Raw genomic sequence first — 23460 nt, 5'->3', positions numbered from 1 at the left:
TTAAGCCCGTGTTGCGCTGCGTGAGGACCGGCGTCCGAACCCCCATCCCAGCAGCAGCTGCACCGGCAGTGACACCAGCAGGCCGATGACGAACCAGCGTGGGAAATCCGCGCCGAGCGTCCACAGGCCGTAGCCTGCGCCCAGCACCAGCAGCGACCAGATCGAGGTGCCGTGCGCACGCGGCCAGCAGGGCGCGTAGTAGGTGGCGAAGGCGATCGCGGCGATGCCGCCGAGCACGGTGAACGCCAGGTCCCAGCCCAGCTGCGCTTCGCTGCCGGGATGCAGACCGAGCAATGCAGGCAGCCAGCCACCGGCACTGGTGACCAGGGCGAGCGCGAGCAGCGCGCCAACCAGGGCAACGATGGAAAGAAACACAGTCTTGAGCATGCCGGGCATGGCCGCATTGTACGGCCGGACCGGCAGGGTGATGGCTTACAGCAGCTGCCTCAGCATCGCCTTCAGGCGTCGCCCTTCCTGCTGGAAGTAGTCGCGCTGTTCACGCCAGGCCGGGAACCGTTGCTCGACCTCCTGCCAGAACGCCGGCGAGTGGTTGGGCTGGATGAGGTGGCAGAGCTCATGCACCAGCACATACTCGAATGCCTGCGGACGCCCCAGGACCAGCGCGAGATCCAGGGCCATGCTGCCATCGGGAGCCAGCGAACCCCACTGCGAGGACATCACCTTCAAGCGCAGGCGGCTGGGTGCCCGTGGCAGGCCGGGCAGGTAGCGCGGCAGCCAGCGGCCCACGTCGGCGCGGGTCTGCGCCTCGAAGAACTCGCGCAGCAGACGGCGCAGGGTCGCGTCACCGGCGCGGGCCGGCCACTGCAGGCAGGCGCCGTGCTCGTCGATGTCCAAGCGTGCGTAGCGGCCTTCCTGCCAGCGCAGCGGCAGCAGCTCCCCGCGCAGTGGCAGCACCCCGTCCACGCCGGGCTGCAGCGGTGCGGGCAGACCCTGGCCCTGGTACTGGCGCAGCTGCAGTGCCAACCAGTCGCGATGCTGCTCCAGGAAACGTTCGCCCATCACCAGGCTGGCGCGCGGCGGCAGGGTCAGGCGCGCGCCGCGTTCGTCGACGCTGAGCTTGATGCGGCGCGCGCGCGGGTCGCGTACGCGCAGCACGTCGATCTCGGCATCCTCCAGGCGCAGGCGAACGGTATCGCGCTGCACGGTGGCGGGCGGTGTGGGCGAGATCAGGCGGCGCAGCAGGCGGCTCATGCAGCCAGCATAGCGCCGCTTCGGGCCGCTGGATGACCGGCGGCCCACGCGGTGCCTGTTCAGTCAGCCTTGCTGAGCTTGAACGCCTCTTCCAGCAGCAGGAACAGGCGGCGGATCTCGGCGCTCTGCAGGGCGAACCGTGCGTCGAACTCGGCGCGACGGCCGTCCTCGTCGGCATGCTCGAGCTGGTCCAGGGCGCCGTCGAGGAACTTCAGCTTGCGCACGATCAGGTCGTCGCCGATGACGAAGGACAGGTTGTCTTCGAAGATCAGCGCCAGCTTGGTCACCTGCTTGCCGGCGTCCAGGTGCTTGTCGATCTCGTCGCAGCGCAGTTCCTGGTGCTGGCACTTGACCACCGCACCGCCCTCCACCGGATCCTTCATCTCGCACTCCTCGCCCAGGCTGAGCCCGGTCGGCAGCGGTTCGCCGGCGATCCAGCCGGTCAGGATCGAGCGCGGCGCGACTTCGGCGTTCAGCGGCATTGCCGGGAAGCTGCCGAGCAGGCCACGGATGTCGGACATGAAGTACTCGCCGGTCTTGCGGCTGGACGTGTCCACCGCGACGTAGCCGTGCTGCAGGTCGATGAAGGCGTCGTTGCGCGAGGACTTCACGAAGGCGCGCGGCAGCAGTTCATGCAGCAGGTCGTCCTTCATGCGCTTGCGCTCGCGGCCACCGGGGCGCCGGCCTTCCTTTTCCTCGATCTCCTCCAGCTTGCGCTCGAGCAGGTCGTTGACCACGGCTGCCGGCAGGATCTTGTCCTCGCCGCCAACCGTCAGCCACAGGTGCTCGGCGATGCGGTGCGAGAGCAGTTCCTTCTCCTCGCGGCCGAACGGTGAAATGAAGCCGCGCGAATTCATCTCCAGCGCGCCGACCGGCTTGAGCACGGCATGCGGCAGCAGTGTATCGATTTCAGAAAAATCAGTGGCGGTCGGGAAACGGAAGAACGTCAGGTTGCGAAAGAACATGGATTTCCGGATGGCAAAGAGAAAGGGCGACCGACCTTATGCGGTGGGCGTCTCGGGATCTGCGTCGGCGTCGACCGGGGTACCGGCCAGCCAGGCATGGGCATCGGGCAGCGGTGCGTCATCGCGACGGCCCAGCGCCATGAAGTCGAACAGGGACGTGTCGGCCAGCTGCGAGGGCCGGACCTGGCCCATGGCGCGCGCGATCTGCTCGATGCGGCCGGGGTGGTCCCTGTCCCACTGCTTGAGCATCAGGCCGACCTGGCGGCGCTGCAGGTTTTCCTGGCTGCCGCACAGGTTGCAGGGAATGATCGGGAACCGGCGTGCCTGCGCGTACACGACGATGTCGCTTTCGCGCACGTAGGCCAGTGGCCGGATCACCACGTGCCGGCCGTCATCGCTGCGCAGCTTCGGCGGCATGCCCGACAGCTTGGCGTGGTGGAACAGGTTCATGAAGAACGTGGCCACCATGTCGTCGCGGTGGTGGCCGAGCGCGATCTTGGTGAAGCCATGGGTCTCGGCATGGTGATACAGCGCGCCGCGGCGCAGGCGCGAGCACAGCGAACACATCGTCTTGCCTTCCGGAATCACCCGGCTGACCACCGAATAGGTGTCCTGCTCGATGATGTGGTACGGCACCCCGAGCCCGGCCAGGTACTCCGGCAGCACATGCTCGGGGAAGCCCGGCTGCTTCTGGTCCAGGTTCACCGCCACCAGTTCGAACGGCACTGGTGCCTTCTTCTGCAGCTGCACCAGCATGTCCAGCAGGGTGTAGCTGTCCTTGCCGCCGGACAGGCAGACCATGATCCTGTCGCCGGCCTCGATCATGCCGAAGTCGGCGATCGCCTCGCCTACCTGGCGGCGCAGGCGCTTGGCCAGCTTGTGCTGCTCGCGCTCGGCCGCGCGCGGATCGCGGGGCGCGCGCGGCAGGGGATCGGGAAGGGAGATCACGGCACTCATGCCAGCCATTCTACCGGCTTGGAGCGGCCCCGGCCGGGGAATGGTCCGGCCCTCTCCCGGTGGTCATCATCGCTGTGTATGCTCGGAGGCTGTGGACACCTACAGCCCCGCCGAGATCGCCGAACGCCTCGCCGCCCTGCGTGCCGAGCACCGCCTGCTGGATGAACAGATCACCCGCATGGCGGCCAATGGCGAGGACGAGCTCGAGTCCAAACGCCTGAAGCGGCGCAAGCTGCAGCTGAAGGACTGCATCACCCGGCTGGAAAGCCTGCAGATTCCCGACGAGCCGGCGTGAGACGGGCTCAGGTGGGTGCCAACCTTGGTTGGCCTCTGCCCTGGTAGGTGCCAACCTTGGTTGGCACGACTGGAAGGTGTGTGGACCAAGGTCCACACCCACCGTAGGACCCGGCGCGACCTTCAATCCTGCGGCGCTGGCTCGTCCGGGCGTGCGGCTTCCGGGCTGACCCGCTCGATGGTGTGGCGCAGTTCGCGACCGAGGATGAACTTGGCGTCCTTGGCCCAGGCATCCAGGCGCTGGTCGAACAGCAGCTTGCTGTTCTCGTCGGGCCATACCAGGCGCAGTTCGCGCAGCTTCTGGATGAAGCTGCGGAACAGGGCCTTGTCGAAGAATTCCGGTGCCGCCGGCGCGTAGAGCAGGCTCAGGCGCTGTGCGGCCTGCTGGCACAGGCTTTCCAGTTCGGCGGCGCCGAGCGTGCCCGGCCCGTTCTTCACCAGCACCGAAATGGCGATGTAGTAGCGCTCGAAGGCCTGCTGCAGGGAGTGGCCGATCGCACGCAGGCGGAACACTTCGTCGGTCTGCCCGGTGTTGCGGGCCAGAATGCCGCCATCGTCCTCGTTGACGTTCTGCAGCAGTCCCTCGCGCACGAACACGTCGATGGTCTGGTCGATGCGCTGGGCGAATTCGTCCTCGGTCCACGGCAGGAACAGCTCGGCCTGCAGGAACGGGTAGACGGTGCGGCCCAGCTGGACCAGGCCGGTGCGGCTCATGCGGCGGTTGTTCTGGAAACAGCACGCCACCCACGAGGAGGCGGTGAACAGGTGCAGCACGTTGTTGCGGAAGTAGCTCAGCAGCACCGCGGTGTCGCCGCTCACACTGAGCACGTCGCCCAGCGGGTGCTTGATGCGGGTAAGGACGTTGATCTCTTCGGCGTGGGCGATGATCCGCTCCGGCGAATGCGGAGTCACCGTCACCCGGTCCGAATACGGCATCTCGACCAGCAGGGTCTTGCACAGTTCGATCTGCGCGATCAGGTCCGCCTCGCCCATTGCATGCTTGGGCGTGGACAGCAGGGCCAATGCCAGCAGATTGATCGGGTTGACGTCCGCCGCACCATTGATGCGTTCCTGGATGCGCTCGGCCAGTGTATCGACAGTGGTCGACAGCCATGCCGGCTTCTCGTCTTCCGGCACCGCCTCACCCTTCCACTCCGGCGCCTTCTCGGCCAGCACGTCGTTCAGCGCGATCGGCTCGCCGAAGTTGACCACCACCTGCCCGTAGTTCTGCTTGAGCACCTTGGGGATGCCCCACAGCAGCTGCCAGATCGATTCCTTTTCCTTCGGTCGGCCGGAGAGTTCGTCCAGGTAGCTGCCGCCTTCCATCAGCTTCTCGTAGCCGATGTAGACAGGCTGGAACAGCACCGGCTTGCGCGGCTGGCGCAGGAAGGCACGCAGGGTCATCGAGATCATGCCGCCCTTGGGCTGCAGCAGGCGGCCGGTACGCGAGCGGCCGCCCTCGACGAAGTACTCGATGGAATAGCCACCGGCCACCAGCTGCGCGACGTACTCGCTGAGCACCGCCGAGTACAGCGCGTTGCCGCGGATGGAGCGGCGGATGAAGAACGCGCCGCCCTTGCGCAGCAGCGTGCCCACCACCGGCAGGTTGAGGTTGATGCCGGCCACGATGTGCGGCGGCACGATGCCGCGGTCGTACAGCAGGTAGGACAGCAGCAGATAGTCCATGTGGCTGCGGTGGCTGGGCACGTACACCACTTCATGGCCCGGCGCGGCGGCCTTGAACTTGTCCAGATGGTGAACCAGCACACCGGCATAGATCCGGTTCCAGACATGGCTGAGCATGAAGCTGGCCGAGCGCACCACCGGGCTGGAATAGTCCGCAGCGATCTCCCAGGCGTAGGCATGCGCCTTCTTCCAGGCATCGGCCGGCTTGGAATTGTCGCGCTTGGCCTGCGCGGCAATCGCTTCGCGTACCGGCTCGGCGGCCAGCACCTGGTCCACCAGCAGGCGGCGGGTGGAAAGGTCCGGGCCGATCACCGATTCGCGGATACGGCGGAAATGGGTGCGCAGCACGCGTTGCAGCTTGCGCACCGTACGCTCGGGCTCCAGGCCCTCGTTGACGGTGGAGCGCAGCGAAATCGGCGGAGCGAAGCGGACGATGGTGCTGCGGCCGTTGAGCAGGACCGCCAGCAGGCGGCGGAAACGGCCGACCAGCGCCCAGTTCTCCGAGAACAGTACGGCAAACCACCCGCTCTGCTTGTCCGGCGCGCGGCCGACGAAGATCGACACGGGCACCAGGTGCACGTCCAGATCCTCATGCACGCGATGCGCCTGCAGGACTTTGGCCAGCGAATCGGAATGGGTCTTGGCGCCACGCTGTTCCGGAATCAGCGAGTTGCTGGAACTGCGCCGCGACAGTGCCAGGTAGGCGCGTTTGCGACCGGTCGGGTCGCCGGCCAGCGGCACCAGCGGTGACGGCAGGCCCGCCTGACGGCACGCCTTGTCCAGGATCAGCGCGTTGGACAGCCCGTAGTCTTCCAGCACGTACATCACCGGACGGCCATCGTTGTACTGGCCCGGATCCTCAGGTTCGATCTTCAGCGACAGCCACGGTTCGACCAGGCGGCCAAGCAGCCGTGCCCACAGCGGGCGGCGGCCGGGAGGACGGGCGTGCACGGGCGGCGGCACCGGATTCGGGCCGGTACTGGTCGAGGGGGACGCCGGCGCCGTTTCGGCGGGCGTCGACTGGGATTCTTCGCCGGGGAACGGCAGCGGGTTCTGTTTCGACATCGGCGCCATTATGGCTTAGGCGGCGGCATTGCCGCTTCTTCGCCTGCATCGGCGGGTTCGGCCGGGGCGGGCGCGGCTGCCGCACGGGCCGCGTCGGCCTGGCGCAGTATCGCGTCGGTATCGGCCAGAGTGCGGGTCAGGTACCAGTGACCTTCGCGCCGGCTCAGCGGCAGCTGCAGGATCAGCTCGCGCCCGGCCAGGTCGTACTGCAGGCGGACCAGCGCGTTATCGCCCTCCAGTGACAGCACTTCGCCGCGGATGCTGCGCAGGGCTTCGTCCACCCCCAGCCCGTAGCTGGCCAGCACGGCCTTGAGCGTGTGGATGAACGGCGCCAGCTGCTGCAGGCTGCCCTCCATCCCCGCGGCCTGCAGGCCGGCATCATCCTCGAAGCCGACCTGGGTGGCGGCGCCGACGAGCGCGGCGATGCTGCTGCGCGCCCGTGCGCGATCGCTGATCGGTGCGCCCTGCGCCCAGCCGGACAGGGCCTCCACCAGGGCGATGTAGTGGGCCTGCTGGCTGGGCGTGTATCCCTTCTGATGGCGCAGGTACTGCACCCCGAAGTTGCCCATCGACTGCGCGGCCTGGCGCACCGCGCCGGACTGCCCGGCCAGCTGGCGGTCGAAACTGCGCTGCAGTTCGGCGCCGGCGCCGGGCCTGCGCAGGGCGGCCAGCATCGGCAGCAGCTGGTCACCCAGCGGCAGTTCGGTCAGCGGCCATTGGCTGTGTCCGTCCGCCCAGGCCTGCTGCAGCCGCTGGTACTGGCTGGGGGGCACCGACAGCTTCGCGTAGCCGAGCAGATCGTCCTCGGCCAGACGCTGCGCCATCGCCTGCACGGCGGCCACCGGTTCGGCTGCCGGTCGGGCCGGATCACTGCCTGGCTCGCGGCACGCGGCCACGGCCAGCAGCACCATGGCCGCCAGCCCCCACCCTCGTGCAGACTTCGTTCGCACTACCGTGCTCATGCCTTCGGACTCCCCGGACCGGTCCGCATCTTGCGGCCTGCAAGGTGACAGCGGCAAGCCATATGGTCACGGTTCCAGCGCGCGTTGCTGGATGGCCGGGGCCGGGTGCGCCCGCTGGAATCGCGAACGCGAGGGCAGCCGCGCAAAAAAAAGAGCCCGGATCACGGGGATCACAGGCTCCTCAAGCCGGCTCGAGGCCGGAGGACAGTATTGTGGCGCAGGTCCGGTCCGAAGACCGGATGGCGCGATCCTACGCCGCCGCACAACTTAAGGCAACACATGATGTAATGTTATTCAACTTATTGATTTTATTGAATCAATCGCGTTGCCACACGGATTCGATGAAATCCACGGCATGTTTTTCGGCGATTCGGGCATAAACCCCCGGGTAGCCAGCCAGGGCACAGCCTTCGCCCCAGCTGACGATGCCGAACTGGGTCCAGCCCTCCCGCAGGCGCAACAGCAGGGGCCCGCCCGAATCGCCCTGGCAGCTGTCGATGCCCTCGCGACCGGCACAGATCACCTTGCCGCGGGCCAGCTCGCCGGCGTATGCCTGCTGGCATTGCGTGAAGGGCACGAAGGGCAGCTCGGTCGGGTAGATCACGTCGTCATCGATGCCGGTGTCACCCCAGCCGATCACGGTGAAATCACGACCCGGCTTGAGATAGCTGGCGTCCGGACGCAGGCGCAGGGCAACCGGCTGCACGTCGGCCAGCGGCGCGCTGAGGTGGATCAGGGCCACGTCGTGCTCCAGGGTGTTGCCGCTGTTGAAGGCCGGGTGCACGTGGATCGCCCTGATGTTGGACGCTCGAGGCGATGGCGCGGTGGCCAGCGTGGTGCTGCCGGCCAGCACCGCCAGCCGCGCGGGCGAGTTGCCCTGTACGCAGTGCGCGGCGGTCAGGATCCAGGACGGCGAGATCACCGTGCCGCCGCAGACGTGGCGGTCGAAGTCACTGTCCCCCAGTTCCAGGCCCTGCAGGCTGACCATGAACGGGTACTCGCCGGGCACGGCCGGGGCGCCGCCGATGATGTGGGGCGACCCGGTCGCCGGCGCTGCTGCGGTGGCAGGAAAGATGGCAGCGGCCAGCAGGCCACTGAACAGCAAAGAGGTGCTGCGATACATATCCTTGTACTCCCTCTATCGATGATTGGAACCGGCGAAGCCGCGGTCCACGCCGGTGCATCGATTGGAAGGGCGACCACCCCCGCGCACTGCGAGCGGGCTCACAGTTCATCGGTGTGGGGACGGTCGCGTCATTACGGGAGCCACAACTGCGAACGCCATCCCGCGTGCAGCGCGATGGCGTTCATGATGTCACCGTGATCGCTGTTGGTGCGGGACTCAGCGTGCAGCCAAAGCCGACGCGATTTCCTGCTGGATCGACCGCGCCGCTGCCTGCGGATCGGCCGCCAGGCGGATCGGTCGACCGACCACGATGGCGTCGGCGCCATCGGCAAACGCCTGGGCGACGCCGACGGTACGCTTCTGATCGTCGCCGACCGGACCCCCGGGGCGGATGCCCGGGCAGACGATCGAGAAGCCGGCACCGGTCGCGGCACGGATCGGCGCGGCTTCCTGGCCTGATGCGATCACGCCGTCGATACCGGCGGCCTGCGCGGCCAGCGCGCGCTCGACCACCACGTCCACCGGCTCGCGGTCGATCCCCATCTGTGCCAGGTCCGGACGCCCCATCGAGGTCAGCACGGTGACCGCCAGCAGGCGCATGTCGCCGGTGCTGGCCGCGGCGCAGGCTTCCATCATTGCCGGATGCCAGCCGTGGATGGTGGCGTAACTGACCGGCCACTGCGACAGCCGCCGGATCACCGCCGCGGCGGTAGCGGGGATGTCGAAGAACTTCAGATCGACGAACACGCGCTTGTCGCGGCGCGCCAGCTCATCCAGCACCTGGAAGTAGTCACCGGACGCCAGCAGTTCCATGCCGATCTTGTAGAAGGCCACACTGTCGCCGAGGCGGTCGACCCACTCCAGTGCCTGTACGCGGTCAGGGACATCCAGCGCGAAGATCAGGCGCTCATCGTCGCGCAGCGGCAGCGGTGCGCGGCTCACGGCGCGTAGTCCAGGGCAGCGCGCTTGGCATCATGGCGTGCCTGGCGCGACTGGCTGTAGTCATTGTTGAACTGCGCCGGCTCGAAGCCGCCGTAGGTCGGGTTCGGCAGCATCCACCAGCGCTCGCCGAACCAGTCGTGGTACTGCTGCAGCAGTGCGTCACGCCCTTCATTGGTGTTGGCGGTCACTTCCACGAAGTCGCCCAGCTGGTCGCCGAACTGCATCAGCACGCGGTACTTCTGCCCGGCCAGGCGCCGGCGGCAGTTCTTCTCGCTGCCGGCCTGCTCGCAGCCTTCGACCACGGTGCCCAGGCCCAGGAACACGCTGTCATCGGCGACCGGCAGGCCCTGCTCGCGCAGGTTGGCCAGGGTCGCTTCCTTCAGGTGCACGGCGCGGTTGGAGATGTACAGAAGGGTCACGCCACGGGCATTGGCCGCCTTGGCGAAATCGACTACGCCGGGAATCGCCTTGGCCTTCTTCTCCGCGACCCACTGGTCCCAGCTCATCTCGTCGTATTCCTTGCCATCGCGCACCAGGCGCGCCTGGTAGGGCGAGTTGTCCAGCACGGTTTCGTCCACGTCCAGCACCACCGCGGGTTTCAGGCCCTTGGCCTCGTTGCCGCGCTCTTCCGGCACCAGCGCGTCCCAGTGGGCTTCCTTCAGCGCGCCGTCCAGGCGGTCGGCGGCGGCACGGTAGGTCTGCTCGGTGATCGCGCGGTACTCCTGCGCGCGCTGCATCCACAGCACCGCGTTGAGGTTGTCGTTGGCGGTCGCGTCGCCGGCCGCCTCGGCCTTGGCGGCCGGGGCCACCGGAGCGGCCGCGTCGTTGGCCGGGGTCTCGACGCGCTTGCAGGCGGACAGACCCAGCAGCGCCGTGGCGAGCAGGGTGAGGGACAGGGAAACAGGACGACGCATGGCATTCACCGGCAACAGATATCGGCTCATTTTACCGGCAAAGGCGCCATCGGGACGGCTATGCTTGGCGGTTGACCCGATGCCTTCCCGGAGGCCGCCATGACCGATGCCATCCAGACCCCCGACCGTCCCCTGCTCGACCCCGTGCAGGCCCGCCTGCTGGGCTGCCTGGTGGAGAAGGAGGCGACCACGCCGGACACCTACCCGCTGACGGTCAACGCCGCCCAGTCGGCCGCCAACCAGAAGACCGCGCGCGAGCCGGTGATGAACGTCGACGCCGGCAGTGTGCAGCACGCGCTGCGCCAGCTGGAGTCGATGGGCCTGGCACGCCAGCACTTCTCCTCGCGTGCAGACCGCTACGAGCATCGCCTGCAGGCCGCGCTGGACCTGACCCGGCAGCAGACCGTGCTGCTGGCAATGCTGCTGCTGCGTGGGCCGCAGACGCTGGGCGAGCTGGTCACGCGCAGCGAGCGCCTGTACCGCTTCGCCGACACCGACGAAGCCCGCCACGCCATCGAGCGCCTGCAGCAGCGGGCGCTGCTCATCGTGCTGCCGCGCGCCAGCGGCCAGCGCGAGGACCGCTACATGCACCTGCTGTGCGGCGAGGTGGACGCGGCGGCACTGGCGGCACGGTACGCAGGCGGTGCCGGTGGCAGCGAGCCGGCCGACCCGGGCCTGGCTGAACGGGTGGCCCAGTTGGAAGCGGCAGTGGCCGAACTGCAGGCGCAGCTGGCGGACCTGCGCGGCTGAGGCGGCCCGCCGGGCCTGGACCGACGCTGCCGATGCGGCATAGGCGGACTAGCCGACCGGCGCCGCTCCCGGCGTGGCATACAGACGGCTGGGCGTGGCGATGCCCGGCAGTTGGATCACCCCCTGTTCGCACATGCCCAGGCCCAGCAGGATCTTCCCGGAGACCACATTGTCCAGGTCGGTGATGCCATAGAGGTCCTGCAGGCCAAGGGCGCCGCGCGCGTGGGTGAAGACCGCCCGCGCTGCTTCCCCTGCGTAGCCGTGCCCCGTGTACTCCGACAACAGTGCATAGCCGATGTCCGGTCCCGGCAGACCGTCGCGCCGGACCAGCCCGGCATTGCCCAGCCAGGCGCCATCGGACAGACGCTCGATGGCATACATGCCGAACCCGTTCAACGCATAGCTGTGCAGCACGCGCAGGGCGATGTACTCGCGGGCCTGCGCTTCGCTGTGCACGTTGCGGTCACCAATGAAGCGCACGAAACCAGGATCGTTGAGGAGGGCCAGCATCGGCGCCGCATCACGATCAGGCTCGATGCGGCGGAGCCGCAGGCGATCGCTTTCGATGGGATGCATGCGCAGACCTGTGGGTGGAGAGGCCCGATTGTAGGGCGATGTGCTGGGGTCAGAGCCCTTCCCTGCGGGAAGGGATCCGACGCCGGTCAGTCGAACAGGGCCTCGATCGCCGCCAGCCCCGCCGTTGCCCGCTCCTTCTTGCGCGCGGCATCGGCCACCGGATCGGCGCCGTCGCGCTGGATCTCCTCGGCCGGGATCTCGTCGAAGAAGCGGCTGGGCTTGAGCCGCACATGCTCGCCGAACTTGCGGGTGAGCTTGCTGTAGCTCATCCACAGCTGGATCTTGGCGCGGGTGATACCCACGTACAGCAGCCGCCGCTCCTCCTGCAGGTTGCCTTCGTCGAGGCTGACCTGGTGCGGCAGCACGCCGTCCTCGCAGCCGACGATGAAGACATACGGGAACTCCAGGCCCTTGGAGGCATGCAGGGTCATCATGCGCACCTGGTTGCCTCCCTCATCCTTGTCACTGCGCGACAACAGTGCCAGCTGGCCGGCCAGATCGGCGGCGGTGGCACCGCGCGGGCCGCCTTCAAACCACTGCGCCAGTTCCTCGATGTTGTTGGCACGGCGCTGGTAGCTGGCCTCTTCCTTGGCCTGCTGGCGCAGCTCGCTGAGCAGGCCCGATTCCTTGGCGACCTTGCGGATCATGTCACCGGAGCTGACCTGCCGCATCTGTGCGCGCAGGTCGCGCAGGATGTCGGTGAAACGCGCCAGGCTGTTGGCAGCGCGAGGCGGCAGCTGCGACAGCGCGCCGATCGCCTCGGCCGCCTGGGCCATCGGCATGTCTTTTTCCGATGCCAGTTCGGCCAGCCTGGCCAGCGTTCCGGCACCTACGTCACGCTTGGGCGCCTGCACGGCACGCATGAATGCGGTGTCGTCGTCCGGGTTCACCAGCAGCCGCAGCCAGGCCAGCGTGTCCTTCACTTCCTGGCGCTCCAGGAACATGGTGCCGCCGGTCAGGTGGTAGGGAATACGCAGCAGCTGCATCGCCTTCTCCAGCGGCCGCGACTGGAAGTTGCCGCGGAACAGGATGCAGAAGTCACTCCACGGCACGTTGCGCGACTGCGCCACGAAGGCGATCTCGGCGGCCACCTTCTCTGCCTCGTGCTCGCTGTTGCGGCATTCCCATACGCGGATGCGCTCACCGTCGGCCTGGTCGCTCCACAGCTTCTTCAGGTGCTCGTGCGGGTTGTTGGCGATCAACGCATTGGCCGCGCGCAGCACGCGGTTGGAGCAGCGGTAGTTCTGCTCCAGCTTGATGATCTCCAGCGTGGGGTAGTCGCGCCCCATCTGCTGCAGGTTCTCGGGGTTGGCGCCACGCCAGGCGTAGATGGACTGGTCATCGTCACCCACGCAGGTGAAGTTGCCCTTGTCCCCGGCCAGCTGCTTGAGCAGGCGGTACTGCGCGTCGTTGGTGTCCTGGCATTCGTCCACCAGCAGGTAGCCGATGCGTTCGCGCCAGGCCAGGGCGATCTCCGGGTTCTCCTCCAGGATCTGCACCGGCAGGCGGATCAGGTCGTCGAAGTCGACCGCGTTGAACGCGGTCAGGCGCAGCTGGTAGCGCTCGTAGACGCTGGCTGCTTCCTTCTCGCGGTTGCTGCGCGCGGCAGCCATCGCCTGCTCGGGCGAGAGACCGGCATTCTTCGCCCGCGACACCAGGTTCTTCATGTCCTCGATATCGTCGGGCTTGGCGCCATGCATCAGGTCCTTGATCTGCGCGGCGGCGTCGTCGGCATCGAAGATCGAGAAGCCGCGCTTCAGGCCCACCGCCGCATGCTCGATCTGCAGGAACTTCAGGCCCAGGGCGTGGAAGGTGCAGATGGTCACCTCGTCGGCGTCCTGCTCGCGCAGACGCTTGGCCACACGTTCGCGCATCTCCTTGGCCGACTTGTTGGTGAAGGTGATCGCGGCGATGCGGCGGGCCGGGTAGCGGCCGCAGCCGATCAGGTGGGCGATCTTCTCCACGATCACGCGCGTCTTGCCGCTGCCGGCACCGGCGAGCACCAGCAACGGGCCTTCGATGTGCAGGACGGCGGCGGCTTGGGGAGGATTGAGACCGTGCATGGGAAGGGGATTGTAGCGGGGCCGGGTGAGGACCACAGCCGGACCGCCGGTGGGGTTGCTGAACAGCTTCGGCCAAGCGGGGCTGCGGCGTACAATCCGTCGATGGCCAAGCTCTACTTCTACTACTCGGCGATGAACGCCGGCAAGACCACCACCCTGCTGCAGAGCGCGCACAATTACCGCGAGCGTGGCATGCGGGTGGCGATCCTGACCCCGCGCCTGGATGATCGCGCGGGCGCAGGCGTGGTGGCCTCGCGCATCGGGCTGCGCGCCGAAGGCATGGCGTTCGACCGCGACACCGACCTGCAGCGCTGGGCCGAACAGGACCTGGCATCGAACGGGCCGATGGGCTGCCTGCTCGTGGACGAAGCACAGTTCCTGACCCGCGCGCAGGTCTGGCAGCTCAGCGAAGTGGTCGACCAGCTGCGCATCCCGGTGCTGTGCTACGGGTTGCGCACCGATTTCCGCGGTGAACTGTTCGAAGGCAGCCAGTACCTGCTGGCATGGGCCGACGAGATGCAGGAGATCAAGACCATCTGCCACAGCGGCAAGAAGGCGATCATGACCGTCCGCGTGGATGAGCATGGGCATGCCGTGCAGGACGGCCCGCAGGTGGAGATCGGCGGCAACGACCGCTATGTGTCGGTGAGCCGGGCCGAGTTCAAGAAGATCACCCGCGGTGAAGGCCGCATCGAGCCGATGCAGGCGCCCCTGCCGCTGTGATCCGCCGGCTCATGCCGCTGCACGCGTGACCTCCGGCAGTTTACAGCTGCAGGCCAGTGGTCCTAGGCTGCGGCCACGTCTGCTGCCGAACAGGAAGTCCGCCATGCGTTCCACGCTTCTGCTGTTGCCGCTGCTTCTGCTGCCGCTGGGGCTGCCCGCCTTCGCCGCCGATCGTCCTCCGGTGGAGCAGGATCCCACGCTGCTGGGCGCAGGCTTCATGGACAACCATCCGGACATGATGTACCGGCAGTGGGGCGTAAACGCTCTGCACCGCAATGATGTCAAAGGCGCGATGGATAATTTCCGGCTGGCCGCACGCTACGCGGACAAGCCTGCGCAGGGATACCTGGGCGAACTGTACTGGTATGGAGTGAACCAGCCGCGCGATCCGCTCATGGCATTTGCCTGGATGGATGTGGCGGCCGAGCGCGGCTACCCCCTGTTCGTGGACCTGCGCAACGAGTACTGGGCCGCGCTGCCACTGGAGCAGCATGAGGCCGCGCGTGCGCAGGCCAACGCGCTGCGGGCCGAGTATGGCGACGAGGTTGCCCGCCCGCGCATGGCGGAAGTGCTGAGGAAGGGACGGCGCGAGATGACCGGCAGCCGTGTCGGCTCGATGTCCAACAATGTAGACATCGTGTACATGGACGGCGGCATCTCCCGCACGATCAAGGCTGACCGCATGTACGATCCCAAGTACTGGGATCCCAAGCAGTACGAACGCTGGCAGGACGAAACCTGGATGAAGATCCGCCGTGGCACGGTGGAAGTGGGCGTGCCGACGCAGTCACACGCCACCGACGCCAAGCCGTGAGTTATCGGTGCCGGCACCTGGCCGGCATCGATCTGCCTCAGTACAGCGTCCGCTCCGGTGCACCGGCCGGCGGCGGCGTGTACTGGTACAGCCAGGTTTCGGTCAGCGGCTTGCCACCGCTGCGCAGGTACAGGCGGATGTCGATCTGTTCGGTGCTGCCCTCCGGCGGCACCAGGTCGAACATCGCGCGGTAACCGTCGATCTCGCGCAGCGGACGCGCCGATACGATCTCGACACGGCCCCGGCTGGTTTCCACCACCGCCTCGACCTCGGCCTTGTCGATCAGCTTGGCCAGTTCGCCGCCTTCGAAGTCCACGGCGAAGCGCCACGAGAAGTACTCGCGCTTCTTGCCGACCACACCGCCCAGCCCCGTGCGGCTGGCCACGCAATGCGCCAGCGGTGGCCGTGCCGGCGGCTCGGCGCCCCAGTACAGGCGGTAGCCGACCAGCAGCTCCTGGCCCGGCTGCGGCTTCTCCTTCGGATTCCAGAAGGCGACGATGTTGTCGAAGGTCTCATCGACCGTGGGGATCTCCACCAGCTGCACCGAGCCCTCGCCCCATTCGCCCTTCGGCTCGATCCACAGGCAGGGGCGCTTCTCATAGAAGACGCCGTCGTCCTGGTAGTGATCGAAGTTGCGGTCGCGCTGCAGAAGACCGAAGCCACGCGGATTGCGGTCGACGAACATGTTGAAGCGCAGGTTGCGCGGATTGCACAGCGGCCGCCAGATCCACTCACCGGCCCCGGTCCACATCGACAGGCCATCGGTATCGTGGATCTCCGGGCGCCAGTCCCAGTCCATGCGGCGGTCGTTCTCGCCCACCTGGTACATGCTGGTGCACGGCGCGATGCCCAGGCGCTCGATCGCCTTGCGTGGGTAGAGTGCACTGTCGATGTCCATCAGCAGCACATCGCCGTTGGTGATGGCGAAGCGGTAGGCGCCGGCTACGCTGGGCGAGTCCAGCAACGCATAGACGATGATGGTGTCCGAATCGGCGGCAGGCTGTTCGAGGTAATAGGCGATGAAGTCGGGAAACTCCTCCGGCCTGCCCATGCCGGTATCGATCGCCAGGCCGCGCGCGGACTGCCCGTACTGGCCTTCCTTACCGACCGCGCGGAAATAGCTGGCGCCAAGGAACGCCGCGAAATCGCGGTCGGTATCCTTGCGGGTGTTCAGGCGGAACCCGGCGAAGCCCAGGTCCGCCGGCAGTTCGCCGTTGCGGATCCCGCTCTTGCCGTAGTTGAACGCTGCGCCGTCATAGGCCAGTTCCTGCGCCTGGCCGTCGACCACGTCGAACATGCGCACCGGCGAATGGAAGTACAGGCCCAGGTGGAAGAACTTGGCCTGGAACTTGCCGGGCTGATCGGCCCACAGCGCGTGGTCCTGGCGATAGCTGATGGACTGGTACTGGTCCCAGTCCAGCGCTTCAAGCCGGCCCGGCAGCACCCGCTTGTGGCTCTGGTAGGGGGCCTGTGCCAGTGCGCGTGCCTGCCCCTTCAGGGTGGCGAAGCTGAACGGCTGCGGCTGGCCGAGGCGGCGCAGGCCGACCTGGCCGTTCCTGCTGGCGGCACAGGCGGGCAGGGACGGCAGGCCGAAGGCTGCCAGGGCCAGGGAGGCGTTGCGGATGAAGTCGCGTCGTTGCATGCAGGCGCGTCAGGCACAGGGAAGGGTCGGCCATCATAGGCAGACAAACGTTAACGGGCAGCGGAGAGCGCAACCTCCCATTCAGCTGCCGCTGGCTGGACCGCCTCAGCGCTGGCAGTGGCTGCACCACACGCTGGCACGCTGGCCGATCATGGCGTGCTTGAGCGGGCGTCCGCAGGTCGGGCAGGGCAGCCCGTCGCGGCCATAGACCAGCAGTTCCTGCTCGAAGTAGCCCGGTGCGCCATCGGGGCTGATGAAATCACGCAGCGTGGTGCCACCGCGGGTGATCGCGTAGCCCAGCGTTTCCTTCACCGCGGTGGCCAGCCGCTGGTAGCGCTCGCGTGAGACCTTGCCGGCCTCGCGCAGCGGGCTGATGCCGGCCTTGAACAGACTCTCGGCGGCATAGATGTTACCGACGCCCACGACCACCGCCTGGTCCATGAGGAAGGTCTTGACCGGGGCGCTGCGTCCGCGGCTGCGGGCGAACAGGTAATCACCATGGAAGGTCTCGTCCAGCGGTTCTGGCCCCAGGCCCTGCAGCAGCGGATGGACCTGGTCGGCCGGTTGCCAGAGCAGGCTGCCGAAGCGGCGCGGATCGTTGAAGCGCAGCAGGCGCCCGTTGTCCAGGCTGATATCCACGTGGTCATGTGCCCGCAGCGGGGTATCTCCCGGCAGTACACGCAGGCTGCCGGACATGCCCAGATGCAGTACGGCGCTGCCGATGGCCGTGTCCAGCAGCAGGTACTTCGCGCGCCGGCGGATGCCTTCGATGCGCTGTCCCGGCAGCAGCTGCGCAATCTCCGGCGGAATCGGCCAGCGCAGGTCGGCGCGGCGCAGGATCACGCCGTGGACGCGGCGGTCCTGCAGATGCGGGGCCAGGCCGCGGCGGGTGGTTTCGACTTCGGGCAGTTCAGGCATGCCCCGATTCTACGCCCGCTCAACGCGGGGGCGCGGACAGCTCACGGGCGTCGAGAAACCCGTCACCGTTGGCATCCTGCTTGTGGAAGCGCTGCACGATGACCTGCCGCTGCTGCTCGCGGGTGATCGCCCTGCCCTTGCCACCGGGCAGTTCATCGGCAGTCAGCACGCCATCGCCATTGCGGTCCATGCGGTCGAAGGCATACAGCATCCACTGCACGTACTCGGTCTCGCTGACCCGGCCGTCGCCGTCGCTGTCCATCTTCTGCAGATAGCTGCGGGTGTCGCTGACCTGGGCCGGGGCGGCGGCCGGCAGGAGCGCGGCCAGCAGCAGCGCCCCTGCCCTCATGCGCCCACCAGCGTGTAGCCCTTCAGCCGTTCGGCATAGGCCTGCAGCGCCGCGATTCCGCTCCCCTCGGCCTCGCGGCACCACGCCTGCAGGTGTCGCAGGCGCTCGGCGGCATCGTGCCCGCGCGCCTCCAGCAGCGCAGCCAGCCGCGCGCGGTACTCGACCAGCACACGGATGCGCGGGCGTTGCGCCACCCATTCGCTGAGCTGGGCACGGTTGTCCGGCTTCAGCCAGCGCCCATCGTTGACCAGGCCGCGGCGCAGCCGCCGCGGCAGCAGCCGGCGCAGCTTGGCGCCCGCCTGGGCGGCTTCCTCGCGCAGGGCCGGCATGAAGACGTTGCGCTGGTAATCGGTCATCGCCTGGAAGCGATGCGACAGCAGTGCCTTCAGGGTTTCGGCGTCGGGCACGGCGATGTTCGGGCGCACATCCATCGCCGGTGCGACGCGCAGCACCCTGGCCAGGCGCAGGGCCTGCAGCAGGCGGATCGCGCACCAGCCGATGTCGACTTCCCAGCGCCGCATGGCAAAGCGTGCCGAACTGGGGAAGGCATGGTGGTTGTTGTGCAGTTCCTCGCCACCGATCCAGACGCCCCACGGTGTCAGGTTGGTGGAGGTGTCGGCCGATTCGTAGTTGCGGTAACCCCACCAGTGCCCCAGGCCATTGACCACGCCGGCCGCCCAGAACGGAATCCACGCCATCTGGATCGCCCACAGTGCTACGCCCGGCAGGCCGAACAGTACGCTGTTGATGGCCAGCAGCAGCACCGGGCCGAGGGTCGCATGCGGGGTATACAGGTGGCGCTCGATGGCATCGTCGGGCGTGCCGCGTCCATACTGCTCGATATCCGCGCGCATGCCGCGTGCTTCCCGATACAGCTCCACTCCCCGCCAGAACACCGTGCCGATGCCGCGCGTGACCGGGCTGTGCGGGTCGTCCTCGGTCTCCACCTTGGCGTGGTGCTTGCGATGGATGGCCACCCACTCGCGGGTGATCATCGAGGTGGTCAGCCACAGCCAGAAGCGGAACACGTGGGCCAGTGCCGGATGGAAATCGACGCCGCGATGGGCCTGGCTGCGATGCAGGTAGAGCGTCACCGAGAAGATGGTGATCTGGGTGAAGACCAGCAGCACCGCCAGCATGGCCCACCCTCCCAGGCCGAGCACGCCACCGGTCAACAGGGATATCAGGGCATCGGACATGGAGGCTCTCCGGATCGCACGGGGATGGCAGACATCATGGCCGCTTGCGTTGCAAACTGCACCTCTGACCGCGGTGTGCCAGCACCGCTTCCGTGGCACCGTTCACAGTTGGGGACCTGAGTTGTCGAGCCTGGATCCGCGCGCCCGCGCCATTGTCGCCGTCCCGTCCGCCGGGGAGCGGCCGCCGTTGATCGAACTGGACCGCGCCAGCGTGATGCGCGGCCAGGTGAAGGTCCTGCACGGGCTGAGCCTGCGCATCGCGCAGGGCCAGCACACCGCCCTGCTCGGCCCGAATGGCTGCGGCAAATCGACCTTCATCAAGCTGATCACCCGCGAGCTCTACCCGCTGGCGCAGGGCGACGGCGCGGTCGCGGTGAAGGTGCTGGGCCAGAACCGCTGGCAGGTGGACCGGCTGCGCTCGCAGCTGGGCATCGTCACCGGTGACCTCAGCAGCACGCTGTCCGAGATGCCGGGGCTGACCGTCGAGCAGGCCGTGCTGTCCGGTTTCTTCGCCAGCTGCGTGGTGCCGGCTTTCCGTGAGGTGACCGCCGAGATGCGTGCCCGCGCCGGCGAGACACTGGCGATGACCGGTGCGCTGGCCCTGCGCGAGCGCGCCTATGCAGAGCTCTCTGCCGGCGAGACGCGCCGGGTGCTGATCGCGCGCGCGCTGGTGAACCGGCCGCAGGCGCTGCTGCTGGACGAACCCTCCACCGGCCTGGATCTGGTCGCCCGCCAGCAGCTGATCGCGACCATGCGGGCACTGGCGCAGCAGGGCATCACCCTGGTGCTGGTGACCCATCACATTGAAGAGGTCATTCCCGAGATCGAGCGGGTGGTGCTGCTGCGCGACGGCCGCGTGCTGGCCGACGGCAGTCGGGCCAAGCTGCTGTGTGACGAGCCTCTGTCGGCGGTGTTCGGCGGGCCGATCCGGGTGGTTGAACAGGATGGCCGGCTGACGGCGTACGCGGGGTGAGCAGTACGCCTGCGCAGTGCCGGCGTCGATCAGGCGCTGCAGGCGGCGCAGGGTAGCGGGCCGGCATTCCGGCCCGCCACGTCATGCCTCAGAACCGTAACGCCACTGCGCGTGACTCGATCGGTGCCATCCGGCTCTGGTCATGCAACTGCAGCTCGCGCAGTTCGAAGGGGGCACCGAAGCCGGCCGGCAGCGCTGCCTGGTCGAACGGCAGCACCAGTTGGCCGCGACCGGGACCGTCGAACCATGCGGCGGCGTGCGCCTGCGCGACCGGACGCAGTTGGCCATCCGGGCCCGTGGCGTGCAGGGTGCCGCGCGCTTCGTAGCGCCCGGCGGCGGCGACCTGCAACGGCAGCGCCACGCGCCGGCTGGCCTGGTCCGGTGTGGCCTGCCCGACGAAGCGGGCGGTCGGCCGGGCTACGGCGAAGGCGACCTTGCCGTCGCGCAGTACGCCATCGGCCTGGGCGAACACCTGCAGTTCCCACAGCCCCTGCGTGTTGCTGGCCTCGGCGGGAATCCGTACCTGCGCGTGCAGGCTGCCGTCGGTCGTACGCAGCAACCGCTGCGGCCAGCTGCGGCCATCGGGTGCGACCAGCAAGGCTTCGCCGCCCAGTCCCCCGCGACGCGCCTGCAGCTGGGCGGGACTGGCGCCGTCTTCAAGCAGGCGTGCCTGCAGCTGTACGCTGCCGCCGGCCAGGACCTGCGCCTGGCTGGCCTGCACCTCCAGCCGCAACGGGCTGTTGGGTTCAAGCACCTGTACGACGTAGCGGCCCTGCGCCTGCGCGCTCTGCAGGCGGTAATTTCCCGCAGCACTGCCCGTGCCGGTGCGCAGCATGCTGCTGCCTTCGCCCACGGGCATGCCGGCGTCCTGCAGCTGGCGCGCGTCGACGGCGCGGGCGACGCTGCTGCGGCCGGCCGGATCCCGGACCTGCAGTGACTGCGCCGGAACCGCGCGCGCACCGGCCGCCGGGCTCAGCTGGATCACCGCATCGGGGGCGGTCAGCGGCAGTTCCAGGCCACGTTGCAGCTGCGCGCCATCGACCTGCTGCCAGTAGCTGCGACTGACCGAGGCGTACGGCGTGGAGGCCTGCAGGGCCTGCGCCGGGTCCAGTGCCCAGGCAAACGCCAGGGGCGCGTGTTCGCTGTCGTCAGGCGGCAGCGGTGCGGCCACCAGCGCGGCCACCACCTGGTCGCCGGGGAGGGCGCGCAGCGGCTGCGCAGCGTGCACCGTGACGGAGGCTGTGACCAGGGCTGCCAGCACGGCGGTGGTCAGCGGAAGGGAGATCATCGTCATCGTCGTCGTCCTCACTGGGCCAGGTCGTTGCGCAGGATGGCGCCCAGGCCGAAGCACTCGCGGCGGCTCTGGTTGTGGCTCAACGGCTCGGCGCCCTGGGTACGTGCCGTGTCGGTGAACCAGGTGCTGCCCGCCGCCTTCTGGCTGCTGCACTCCAGGAAACCGTCCGAGCACGAGGACAGCCAGTTCTGGGTGAACTCCAGGCCGACGTTGGCCGCGTAGCCGCCGCAGTAGCTGTTGCTGTCCCACACGGCCGATTCGACATCGCTGCCGACCACCGCGCGGAACGGCTTGGGCAGTGCCGGCCGACCGGCCGTGCCGTACAGGTTCTGCGCGTTGTAGGTGGCCATGCTGGCGACCTGCTGCATACGCACGGCATCGTTCTTGTAACCGAGCAGCCAGCCCAGGGAGGTTTCGAAGGTGTTGCCGTTGAGCACGGCATCGGCCAGCGGCGTACCCGCCGATGAGGGTGCCAGCGCGTTGACCTTGCGCACCGTGCGGATGATGTTCGGGTAGCGGCTGTCGTAGGTCGGGTTGGAGAGGATCCAGCGCATCACGTTGCCGCCGTTGGAATGGGTGATGACCACCAGCTGGGTGATGCCGCGGCTGTTGATGAATCCGGTGAGCTGGTCGGCCAGGCAGCCGGCGGCTTCCGGCTTCCACATGTACTGCGTGAAGTCGCAGTTGATGACCACATAGTTGCTGCTGTTCGGCAGCCCCTGGCGGACGGTGTCGATGATCGCCGGTTGCCAGTAGTCCTGGGTGGCGTTGGTCTGCGCGCCGGTGCCGTGCACGAAGGCCACGCCGACCACATCGGCGGCGGTGGCCGGCGCGACGGCCAGGCTGGCGAGCAGGACCAGGACGGTACTTCCTGTTGCGGTGCTGCGCATCGCTTCTCTCCCTCTGTCAGCGGATCCCCCCGACCCGGCTGGAATGGAATGGCACGCATGCCATCGTTGCGCCGATGCTCGATGCCCCGGCGCGTGAAAGTCCGTGCGCTGCGCCCGGATTCGGGAGAATGGCGGAGCGCGATGACGCTTTTGCCCCGTTTTGATGACCATGCAGGGTCTGGCCGTATGACCGACGGCCACTGCGACGCCGGCTGCGGGCTGCGATCATGGCGTGGTGTTTCCTCTGCTGAGCCTGACCATGTCTGTGATCTTCCGCCCTGCCCGTCCCCTGCTTGGCCTGGCCATCGTGCTGGCGCTGGCTGGCTGTGCCGCGTCTGCTGCCCGGCCGACCGCCGTCGAAGCCAACGTCACCACCAAGGCCGTAGGCTATCTGGACGCGCGCGCCGTACCGGCCAGCCTGGCCCTGGTTCCGGCGCCACCCGCCGCGGGCTCGGCGGGCTTCGCCCTGGATGAACAGGTCAGCCGCGAAGCGCGTGCACTGCGCGGCAGCCCACGCTTCGCCCAGGCCACACTGGATGCCGAACTGGGCTTTCCGGAAGGTGCCAACCAGTTTTCCTGCGCGGTCGACATCGATGTGGACGCGGTGAAGACGCCCGCGCTGTACCGCCTGCTGGAGCGCAGCCGGATCGACGCCAGCGCTGCCACCAAGGTCGCCAAGAACCACTACCAGCGCCCGCGCCCGTTCATGGTCAATGGCGAGCCGACCTGCACGCCGGATGATGAAGCGGGCCTGCGCAGCAACGGGTCCTATCCGTCCGGCCACACCTCGATCGGCTGGGCATGGGCCCTGATCCTGTCGGAGATCGCGCCGGATCGTGCCGATGCCATCCAGGCCCGTGGCCGCAACTATGGCGAGAGCCGCCTGGTGTGCAACGTGCACTGGCAGAGCGACATCCTCGAAGGCCGTTTCATGGGGGCTGCCGCCGTTACCAGGTTGCATGACAATGCCGCGTTCCAGCGCGACCTGCTGGCGGCACGCAGCGAGATCGCCGCCGCGCGCAAGGCCGGCCTGCACTCCAGCCGCAACTGCACCGCCGAAGAGGCAGTGTTGAAGGTACGCCCGCAGAGCGCGCTGTAAGCGCTCGCGGCGCACAGGTGGCGCCGGGCCATGCCCGGCGGACACCG

Annotated in this window: 23 protein-coding genes; 6 read left to right on the top strand and 17 right to left on the bottom strand. The window is 68.0% G+C overall.

Annotated features, from left to right (window positions below):
- Genes ACVOKU_RS10960 through ttcA form a run of 4 tightly spaced genes read right to left on the bottom strand, consistent with a single transcriptional unit; the run spans position 1 to position 3134 of the window.
- On the bottom strand, positions 1 to 396 hold the full coding sequence (locus ACVOKU_RS10960) for a hypothetical protein (protein WP_481559918.1): 396 nt from the start codon (positions 394 to 396) through the stop codon (positions 1 to 3).
- Positions 397 to 432: 36 nt separating this feature from the next.
- The gene (locus ACVOKU_RS10955) at positions 433 to 1212 is read right to left on the bottom strand and encodes a M48 family metallopeptidase (protein ID WP_065174487.1); all 780 of its coding nucleotides are present in this window, start codon (positions 1210 to 1212) and stop codon (positions 433 to 435) included.
- A 59-nt stretch (positions 1213 to 1271) separates the two neighbouring features.
- Entirely contained in the window at positions 1272 to 2177 is a 906-nt protein-coding gene (locus ACVOKU_RS10950) for a recombination-associated protein RdgC (RefSeq protein WP_053516071.1), read from the bottom strand.
- Positions 2178 to 2213: 36 nt separating this feature from the next.
- Positions 2214 to 3134, bottom strand: a complete 921-nt coding sequence (gene ttcA, locus ACVOKU_RS10945) for a tRNA 2-thiocytidine(32) synthetase TtcA (protein WP_481559917.1) — start codon at positions 3132 to 3134, stop codon at positions 2214 to 2216.
- A gap of 91 nt (positions 3135 to 3225) precedes the next feature.
- On the opposite strand from ttcA, the gene ACVOKU_RS10940 reads away from it, so the two are divergent.
- The gene (locus ACVOKU_RS10940; RefSeq protein ID WP_053516066.1) at positions 3226 to 3429 is read left to right on the top strand and encodes a YdcH family protein; all 204 of its coding nucleotides are present in this window, start codon (positions 3226 to 3228) and stop codon (positions 3427 to 3429) included.
- A 122-nt stretch (positions 3430 to 3551) separates the two neighbouring features.
- Here the strand turns inward: ACVOKU_RS10940 and plsB are convergent, their stop codons facing one another.
- From plsB to ACVOKU_RS10915, 5 genes are all read right to left on the bottom strand, one after another.
- Positions 3552 to 6188, bottom strand: a complete 2637-nt coding sequence (gene plsB / locus ACVOKU_RS10935; protein WP_197600185.1) for a glycerol-3-phosphate 1-O-acyltransferase PlsB — start codon at positions 6186 to 6188, stop codon at positions 3552 to 3554.
- Positions 6188 to 7141 (bottom strand): hypothetical protein, encoded by a 954-nt coding sequence (locus ACVOKU_RS10930; RefSeq protein WP_481559916.1) that lies wholly within the window; start codon positions 7139 to 7141, stop codon positions 6188 to 6190. The genes plsB and ACVOKU_RS10930 overlap by 1 nt, the downstream gene beginning before the upstream one ends.
- A 316-nt stretch (positions 7142 to 7457) precedes the next feature.
- Positions 7458 to 8264 carry a serine protease gene (locus ACVOKU_RS10925; protein ID WP_481559915.1) on the bottom strand — a complete coding sequence of 269 codons (807 nt, stop codon included), beginning with the start codon at positions 8262 to 8264 and terminating at the stop codon, positions 7458 to 7460.
- A 219-nt stretch (positions 8265 to 8483) separates the two neighbouring features.
- Positions 8484 to 9209 carry an orotidine-5'-phosphate decarboxylase gene (gene pyrF / locus ACVOKU_RS10920; protein WP_481559914.1) on the bottom strand — a complete coding sequence of 242 codons (726 nt, stop codon included), beginning with the start codon at positions 9207 to 9209 and terminating at the stop codon, positions 8484 to 8486.
- Positions 9206 to 10123, bottom strand: a complete 918-nt coding sequence (locus ACVOKU_RS10915) for a 5'-nucleotidase, lipoprotein e(P4) family (RefSeq protein ID WP_481559913.1) — start codon at positions 10121 to 10123, stop codon at positions 9206 to 9208. Before ACVOKU_RS10915 ends, pyrF begins: the two co-directional genes overlap by 4 nt.
- A gap of 99 nt (positions 10124 to 10222) precedes the next feature.
- Here ACVOKU_RS10915 and ACVOKU_RS10910 point away from each other — a divergent pair, with 99 nt between their 5' ends.
- Positions 10223 to 10873, top strand: a complete 651-nt coding sequence (locus tag ACVOKU_RS10910; RefSeq protein WP_053516057.1) for a YceH family protein — start codon at positions 10223 to 10225, stop codon at positions 10871 to 10873.
- A gap of 48 nt (positions 10874 to 10921) precedes the next feature.
- Here the strand turns inward: ACVOKU_RS10910 and ACVOKU_RS10905 are convergent, their stop codons facing one another.
- Both ACVOKU_RS10905 and ACVOKU_RS10900 read right to left on the bottom strand, forming a co-directional pair.
- The gene (locus ACVOKU_RS10905; RefSeq protein WP_481559912.1) at positions 10922 to 11449 is read right to left on the bottom strand and encodes a GNAT family N-acetyltransferase; all 528 of its coding nucleotides are present in this window, start codon (positions 11447 to 11449) and stop codon (positions 10922 to 10924) included.
- 86 nt (positions 11450 to 11535) lie between these two features.
- A complete protein-coding gene (locus ACVOKU_RS10900; protein ID WP_053516100.1) occupies positions 11536 to 13512 on the bottom strand; it encodes a UvrD-helicase domain-containing protein in 1977 nt (658 codons plus the stop codon).
- 102 nt (positions 13513 to 13614) lie between these two features.
- Here ACVOKU_RS10900 and ACVOKU_RS10895 point away from each other — a divergent pair, with 102 nt between their 5' ends.
- Together ACVOKU_RS10895 and ACVOKU_RS10890 are read left to right on the top strand one after the other, a co-directional pair.
- A complete protein-coding gene (locus tag ACVOKU_RS10895) occupies positions 13615 to 14235 on the top strand; it encodes a thymidine kinase (protein WP_053516051.1) in 621 nt (206 codons plus the stop codon).
- Positions 14236 to 14338: 103 nt separating this feature from the next.
- Complete coding sequence (locus ACVOKU_RS10890) at positions 14339 to 15049, top strand: SEL1-like repeat protein (protein WP_128987650.1); 711 nt, start codon at positions 14339 to 14341, stop codon at positions 15047 to 15049.
- A 37-nt stretch (positions 15050 to 15086) separates the two neighbouring features.
- On the opposite strand, the gene ACVOKU_RS10885 is transcribed toward ACVOKU_RS10890, so the two are convergent.
- The 4 genes from ACVOKU_RS10885 to ACVOKU_RS10870 all read right to left on the bottom strand — a co-directional run bounded on the left by ACVOKU_RS10885 (position 15087) and on the right by ACVOKU_RS10870 (position 19157).
- A complete protein-coding gene (locus ACVOKU_RS10885) occupies positions 15087 to 16691 on the bottom strand; it encodes an OpgD/OpgG family glucan biosynthesis protein (RefSeq protein ID WP_053516049.1) in 1605 nt (534 codons plus the stop codon).
- A 105-nt stretch (positions 16692 to 16796) separates the two neighbouring features.
- Positions 16797 to 17609: a bifunctional DNA-formamidopyrimidine glycosylase/DNA-(apurinic or apyrimidinic site) lyase gene (gene mutM / locus ACVOKU_RS10880; RefSeq protein WP_481559911.1), complete on the bottom strand. Its 813-nt coding sequence runs from the start codon at positions 17607 to 17609 to the stop codon at positions 16797 to 16799.
- A gap of 19 nt (positions 17610 to 17628) precedes the next feature.
- Entirely contained in the window at positions 17629 to 17958 is a 330-nt protein-coding gene (locus ACVOKU_RS10875) for an EF-hand domain-containing protein (RefSeq protein WP_065182118.1), read from the bottom strand.
- Complete coding sequence (locus tag ACVOKU_RS10870) at positions 17955 to 19157, bottom strand: DesA family fatty acid desaturase (RefSeq protein ID WP_053516042.1); 1203 nt, start codon at positions 19155 to 19157, stop codon at positions 17955 to 17957. Before ACVOKU_RS10870 ends, ACVOKU_RS10875 begins: the two co-directional genes overlap by 4 nt.
- Positions 19158 to 19371: 214 nt before the next feature.
- Between ACVOKU_RS10870 and ACVOKU_RS10865 the strand changes: the two genes are divergently transcribed.
- On the top strand, positions 19372 to 20130 hold the full coding sequence (locus ACVOKU_RS10865; RefSeq protein ID WP_481559945.1) for an ABC transporter ATP-binding protein: 759 nt from the start codon (positions 19372 to 19374) through the stop codon (positions 20128 to 20130).
- Between the two features lie 88 nt (positions 20131 to 20218).
- Here the strand turns inward: ACVOKU_RS10865 and ACVOKU_RS10860 are convergent, their stop codons facing one another.
- Complete coding sequence (locus tag ACVOKU_RS10860) at positions 20219 to 21424, bottom strand: DUF4785 domain-containing protein (RefSeq protein ID WP_481559910.1); 1206 nt, start codon at positions 21422 to 21424, stop codon at positions 20219 to 20221.
- Between the two features lie 11 nt (positions 21425 to 21435).
- Entirely contained in the window at positions 21436 to 22314 is an 879-nt protein-coding gene (locus ACVOKU_RS10855) for a hypothetical protein (RefSeq protein WP_481559909.1), read from the bottom strand.
- A gap of 259 nt (positions 22315 to 22573) precedes the next feature.
- Between ACVOKU_RS10855 and ACVOKU_RS10850 the strand changes: the two genes are divergently transcribed.
- Complete coding sequence (locus ACVOKU_RS10850; RefSeq protein ID WP_481559908.1) at positions 22574 to 23413, top strand: acid phosphatase; 840 nt, start codon at positions 22574 to 22576, stop codon at positions 23411 to 23413.
- Positions 23414 to 23460: the final 47 nt, after the last annotated feature.

This window comes from Stenotrophomonas sp. STEN147 (assembly GCF_056757995.1).
Note: the sequence above shows the minus strand (reverse complement) of the source record. Positions and strands in the feature narration are given on the sequence as shown.

Excerpts from the sequence above, each read along its gene's own strand:
- ACVOKU_RS10960 (WP_481559918.1), bottom strand. The coding sequence starts at position 396 with ATGCCCGGCATGCTCAAGACTGTGTTTCTTTCCATCGTTGCCCTGGTT.
- ACVOKU_RS10955 (WP_065174487.1), bottom strand. The coding sequence starts at position 1,212 with ATGAGCCGCCTGCTGCGCCGCCTGATCTCGCCCACACCGCCCGCCACC.
- ACVOKU_RS10950 (WP_053516071.1), bottom strand. The coding sequence starts at position 2,177 with ATGTTCTTTCGCAACCTGACGTTCTTCCGTTTCCCGACCGCCACTGAT.
- ttcA (WP_481559917.1), bottom strand. The coding sequence starts at position 3,134 with ATGAGTGCCGTGATCTCCCTTCCCGATCCCCTGCCGCGCGCGCCCCGC.
- plsB (WP_197600185.1), bottom strand. The coding sequence starts at position 6,188 with ATGGCGCCGATGTCGAAACAGAACCCGCTGCCGTTCCCCGGCGAAGAA.
- ACVOKU_RS10930 (WP_481559916.1), bottom strand. The coding sequence starts at position 7,141 with ATGAGCACGGTAGTGCGAACGAAGTCTGCACGAGGGTGGGGGCTGGCG.
- ACVOKU_RS10925 (WP_481559915.1), bottom strand. The coding sequence starts at position 8,264 with ATGTATCGCAGCACCTCTTTGCTGTTCAGTGGCCTGCTGGCCGCTGCC.
- ACVOKU_RS10915 (WP_481559913.1), bottom strand. The coding sequence starts at position 10,123 with ATGCGTCGTCCTGTTTCCCTGTCCCTCACCCTGCTCGCCACGGCGCTG.
- ACVOKU_RS10910 (WP_053516057.1), top strand. The coding sequence starts at position 10,223 with ATGACCGATGCCATCCAGACCCCCGACCGTCCCCTGCTCGACCCCGTG.
- ACVOKU_RS10905 (WP_481559912.1), bottom strand. The coding sequence starts at position 11,449 with ATGCATCCCATCGAAAGCGATCGCCTGCGGCTCCGCCGCATCGAGCCT.
- ACVOKU_RS10900 (WP_053516100.1), bottom strand. The coding sequence starts at position 13,512 with ATGCACGGTCTCAATCCTCCCCAAGCCGCCGCCGTCCTGCACATCGAA.
- ACVOKU_RS10895 (WP_053516051.1), top strand. The coding sequence starts at position 13,615 with ATGGCCAAGCTCTACTTCTACTACTCGGCGATGAACGCCGGCAAGACC.
- ACVOKU_RS10890 (WP_128987650.1), top strand. The coding sequence starts at position 14,339 with ATGCGTTCCACGCTTCTGCTGTTGCCGCTGCTTCTGCTGCCGCTGGGG.
- ACVOKU_RS10885 (WP_053516049.1), bottom strand. The coding sequence starts at position 16,691 with ATGCAACGACGCGACTTCATCCGCAACGCCTCCCTGGCCCTGGCAGCC.
- mutM (WP_481559911.1), bottom strand. The coding sequence starts at position 17,609 with ATGCCTGAACTGCCCGAAGTCGAAACCACCCGCCGCGGCCTGGCCCCG.
- ACVOKU_RS10875 (WP_065182118.1), bottom strand. The coding sequence starts at position 17,958 with ATGAGGGCAGGGGCGCTGCTGCTGGCCGCGCTCCTGCCGGCCGCCGCC.
- ACVOKU_RS10870 (WP_053516042.1), bottom strand. The coding sequence starts at position 19,157 with ATGTCCGATGCCCTGATATCCCTGTTGACCGGTGGCGTGCTCGGCCTG.
- ACVOKU_RS10865 (WP_481559945.1), top strand. The coding sequence starts at position 19,372 with ATGCGCGGCCAGGTGAAGGTCCTGCACGGGCTGAGCCTGCGCATCGCG.
- ACVOKU_RS10860 (WP_481559910.1), bottom strand. The coding sequence starts at position 21,424 with ATGACGATGATCTCCCTTCCGCTGACCACCGCCGTGCTGGCAGCCCTG.
- ACVOKU_RS10855 (WP_481559909.1), bottom strand. The coding sequence starts at position 22,314 with ATGCGCAGCACCGCAACAGGAAGTACCGTCCTGGTCCTGCTCGCCAGC.
- ACVOKU_RS10850 (WP_481559908.1), top strand. The coding sequence starts at position 22,574 with ATGTCTGTGATCTTCCGCCCTGCCCGTCCCCTGCTTGGCCTGGCCATC.